2 tRNA genes and 2 rRNA genes are annotated in these 4,927 nt (G+C 52.3%); all 4 read right to left on the bottom strand.

The features are described from left to right. Nucleotides 1-29: 29 nt before the first annotated feature. A 23S ribosomal RNA gene (locus ORQ98_RS28905) occupies nt 30-2,921 on the bottom strand. Nucleotides 2,922-3,132: 211 nt separating this feature from the next. After that, nucleotides 3,133-3,208: transfer RNA gene (locus ORQ98_RS28910), tRNA-Ala, on the bottom strand. A gap of 7 nt (nt 3,209-3,215) precedes the next feature. Next, a tRNA-Ile gene (locus ORQ98_RS28915) sits at nt 3,216-3,292 on the bottom strand. An 88-nt stretch (nt 3,293-3,380) separates the two neighbouring features. Next, nucleotides 3,381-4,921: ribosomal RNA gene (locus tag ORQ98_RS28920) — 16S ribosomal RNA — on the bottom strand. Together the 16S and 23S rRNA genes with 2 tRNA genes alongside form the textbook arrangement of a ribosomal RNA operon. Nucleotides 4,922-4,927 lie beyond the last annotated feature (6 nt).

Consider the following 4,927-nt stretch of genomic DNA (forward strand, 5'->3'; position numbering starts at 1 on the left):
GATTTGTACCCAAATCACTTTGGCGTTATATGGTCAAGCCTCACGAGCAATTAGTACGGGTTAGCTCAATGCCTCACAACACTTACACACCCCGCCTATCAACGTCGTCGTCTTCAACGGCTCTTTAGGACCCTCAAAGGGTCAGGGAAGTCTCATCTCGAAGGGGGCTTCCCGCTTAGATGCTTTCAGCGGTTATCCCGTCCGAACTTAGCTACCGGGCAATGCGTCTGGCGACACAACCCGAACACCAGTGGTTCGTCCACTCCGGTCCTCTCGTACTAGGAGCAGCTCTCCTCAAACTTCCAACGTCCACGGCAGATAGGGACCGAACTGTCTCACGACGTTCTAAACCCAGCTCGCGTACCACTTTAAATGGCGAACAGCCATACCCTTGGGACCGGCTTCAGCCCCAGGATGTGATGAGCCGACATCGAGGTGCCAAACACCGCCGTCGATGTGAACTCTTGGGCGGTATCAGCCTGTTATCCCCGGAGTACCTTTTATCCGTTGAGCGATGGCCCTTCCATACAGAACCACCGGATCACTAAGACCTACTTTCGTACCTGCTCGACATGTACGTCTCGCAGTCAAGCGCGCTTATACCTTTACACTAACCGCATGATGTCCGACCATGCTTAGCGCACCTTCGTGCTCCTCCGTTACTCTTTGGGAGGAGACCGCCCCAGTCAAACTACCCACCACACACTGTCCTCGATCCCGATCAGGGACCAGAGTTAGAACCTCAAACATACCAGGCTGGTATTTCAAGGACGGCTCCACGATAACTAGCGTTACCGCTTCAAAGCCTCCCAGCTATCCTACACAAGTAGGCTCAAAGTCCAGTGTGAAGCTGTAGTAAAGGTTCACGGGGTCTTTCCGTCTAGCCGCGGATACACTGCATCTTCACAGCGATTTCAATTTCACTGAGTCTCGGGTGGAGACAGCGTGGCCATCGTTACGCCATTCGTGCAGGTCGGAACTTACCCGACAAGGAATTTCGCTACCTTAGGACCGTTATAGTTACGGCCGCCGTTTACCGGGGCTTCGATCAAGAGCTTCGCCTAAGCTAACCCCATCAATTAACCTTCCGGCACCGGGCAGGCGTCACACCCTATACGTCCACTTACGTGTTTGCAGAGTGCTGTGTTTTTAATAAACAGTCGCAGCCACCTGGTATCTTCGACCGGCTCCAGCTCCATTCGCAAGGAATTTCACCAGCTCCGGCGCACCTTCTCCCGAAGTTACGGTGCCATTTTGCCTAGTTCCTTCACCCGAGTTCTCTCAAGCGCCTTGGTATTCTCTACCTGACCACCTGTGTCGGTTTGGGGTACGGTTAATAATGACCTGAAGCTTAGAAGCTTTTCCTGGAAGCATGGCATCAATTACTTCCTCATCCGAAGATGAGTTCGATATCGGTTCTCAGTATTAGCATCCCGGATTTGCCTAAGATGCCTACCTACGACCTTAAACCTGGACAACCATCGCCAGGCCAACCTAGCCTTCTCCGTCCCTTCATCGCAGTCATTATTAGTACAGGAATATTAACCTGTTTCCCATCGACTACCACTTTCGTGCTCGCCTTAGGGGCCGACTCACCCTGCGCCGATTAGCGTTGCGCAGGAAACCTTGGTCTTCCGGCGAGGGAGCTTCTCACTCCCTTTATCGTTACTCATGTCAGCATTCGCACTTCTGATACCTCCAGCAGACCTCCCGATCTACCTTCGCAGGCGTACAGAACGCTCCTCTACCACCCTAACCTAAGTTAGGATCCGCAGCTTCGGTGTCTAGTTTGAGCCCCGTTACATCTTCCGCGCGAGCCGACTCGACCAGTGAGCTATTACGCTTTCTTTAAAGGGTGGCTGCTTCTAAGCCAACCTCCTGGCTGTCTGGGCCTTCTCACATCGTTTCCCACTTAACTAGAACTTTGGGACCTTAGCTGGCGGTCTGGGTTGTTTCCCTTTCCACGACGGACGTTAGCACCCGCCGTGTGTCTCCCGTGATTGCACTCATGGGTATTCGGAGTTTGCATCGGGTTGGTAAGTCGGGATGACCCCCTAGCCGAAACAGTGCTCTACCCCCCATGGTGAGACACGAGGCGCTACCTAAATAGCTTTCGAGGAGAACCAGCTATCTCCGGGCTTGATTAGCCTTTCACTCCGATCCACAAGTCATCCCCTGGCTTTTCAACGACAGTGGGTTCGGGCCTCCAGTCAGTGTTACCTAACCTTCACCCTGCTCATGGATAGATCGCCCGGTTTCGGGTCTATTCCCAGCGACTATTCGCCCTATTAAGACTCGGTTTCCCTACGCCTTCCCTATTCGGTTAAGCTTGCCACTGAAAATAAGTCGCTGACCCATTATACAAAAGGTACGCAGTCACATGCCGAAGCATGCTCCCACTGCTTGTACGCATACGGTTTCAGGTTCTATTTCACTCCCCTCAACGGGGTTCTTTTCGCCTTTCCCTCACGGTACTGGTTCACTATCGGTCAGCTGGGAGTATTTAGCCTTGGAGGATGGTCCCCCCATTTTCAGTCAAGATATCACGTGTCCCGACCTACTCGATTTCACTTAAAATGGCCTTTCGTGTACGGGGCTATCACCCTGTATCGCAGAACTTTCCAGATCTTTCCACTAAACCATAACAAGCTTAAGGGCTAGTCCGCTTTCGATCGCCTCTACTCACGGAATCTCGGTTGATTTCTTTTCCTCCGGGTACTTAGATGTTTCAGTTCCCCGGGTTCGCCTCATACACCTATGAATTCAGTGCATGATAACCACCTAAGTGGTTGGGTTTCCCCATTCGGACATCGACGGATCAAAGTTCGTTTGCCAACTCCCCGTCGCTTTTCGCAGGCTCCTACGTCCTTCATCGCCTCCAGCTGCCAAGGCATCCACCGTATGCGCTTAATCACTTGACCATATAACCCAAAATAATCTGAGTCACACTTACAAACAATTACAACGATATTTTACGCCGAACGCTTGAGTATCACATTTCTGTATACTCAGCAGTTGTTTTCAAATTACTACAGTTCCAAATTGTTAAAGAGCAAGTGGCTTAAAAAAAGCCATGGATAAAAAGCTTTATTCCCAACCTTTTATCGATGACTTCTTGTTCCCTATCTAAAGTGGTGGAGCCATGCGGGATCGAACCGCAGACCTCCTGCGTGCAAAGCAGGCGCTCTCCCAGCTGAGCTATGGCCCCAAAATCTTGGTGGGTCTGGCTGGACTTGAACCAGCGACCTCACCCTTATCAGGGGTGCGCTCTAACCAGCTGAGCTACAGACCCAAATCTTCCGGGTCAGCGACCCAATAGGGTTTTAACCTTTCAACCAGACAATTCATGTGGACTCTTAACTGCAATGACGAGCTTCGTTTAAGGAGGTGATCCAACCCCAGGTTCCCCTAGGGTTACCTTGTTACGACTTCACCCCAGTCATGAATCACACCGTGGTAACCGTCCTCCCGAAGGTTAGACTAGCTACTTCTGGTGCAACCCACTCCCATGGTGTGACGGGCGGTGTGTACAAGGCCCGGGAACGTATTCACCGTGACATGCTGATTCACGATTACTAGCGATTCCGACTTCATGGAGTCGAGTTGCAGACTCCAATCCGGACTACGAGACGTTTTATGAGATTAGCTCCACTTCACAGCTTGGCAACCCTCTGTACGCCCCATTGTAGCACGTGTGTAGCCCTGGCCGTAAGGGCCATGATGACTTGACGTCGTCCCCACCTTCCTCCGGTTTGTCACCGGCAGTCTCCTTAGAGTGCCCACCATTACATGCTGGTAACTAAGGACAAGGGTTGCGCTCGTTACGGGACTTAACCCAACATCTCACGACACGAGCTGACGACAGCCATGCAGCACCTGTCTCTGCGTTCCCGAAGGCACCCTTCTATCTCTAAAAGGTTCGCAGGATGTCAAGGCCAGGTAAGGTTCTTCGCGTTGCTTCGAATTAAACCACATGCTCCACCGCTTGTGCGGGCCCCCGTCAATTCATTTGAGTTTTAACCTTGCGGCCGTACTCCCCAGGCGGAGCACTTAGCGCGTTAGCTACGCCACCAAGCAATCAAGTTGCCCAACGGCTAGTGCTCATCGTTTACGGCGTGGACTACCAGGGTATCTAATCCTGTTTGCTCCCCACGCTTTCGTGCCTCAGTGTCAGTATCAGTCCAGGCAGTCGCCTTCGCCACTGGTGTTCCTTCCTATATCTACGCATTTCACCGCTACACAGGAAATTCCACTACCCTCTACCGTACTCTAGCCTAACAGTTCCAGATGCAGTTCCCAGGTTGAGCCCGGGGCTTTCACATCTGGCTTATCACGCCACCTACGCACGCTTTACGCCCAGTAATTCCGATTAACGCTCGCACCCTCCGTATTACCGCGGCTGCTGGCACGGAGTTAGCCGGTGCTTCTTCTGCGAGTAACGTCACAGACGTAAGGTATTAACTTACACCCTTTCCTCCTCGCTGAAAGTGCTTTACAACCCTAGAGCCTTCTTCACACACGCGGCATGGCTGCATCAGGCTTCCGCCCATTGTGCAATATTCCCCACTGCTGCCTCCCGTAGGAGTCTGGGCCGTGTCTCAGTCCCAGTGTGGCTGATCATCCTCTCAGACCAGCTACGGATCGTCGCCTTGGTGAGCCTTTACCTCACCAACTAGCTAATCCGACGCAGGCTCATCTAATAGCAAGAGCTTACAAGTAGAGGCCCTCTTTCCCCCTTAAGGCGTATGCGGTATTAATCCGAATTTCTTCGGGCTATCCCCCACTACTAGGTAGATTCCTACGCGTTACGCACCCGTCCGCCGCTCGACAGCGGGAGCAAGCTCCCCTGTTTCCGCTCGACTTGCATGTGTTAGGCCTGCCGCCAGCGTTCAATCTGAGCCATGATCAAACTCTTCAGTTTAAATCA

It is taken from the genome of Spartinivicinus poritis (assembly GCF_028858535.1).
GTDB lineage: Bacteria > Pseudomonadota > Gammaproteobacteria > Pseudomonadales > Zooshikellaceae > Spartinivicinus > Spartinivicinus poritis.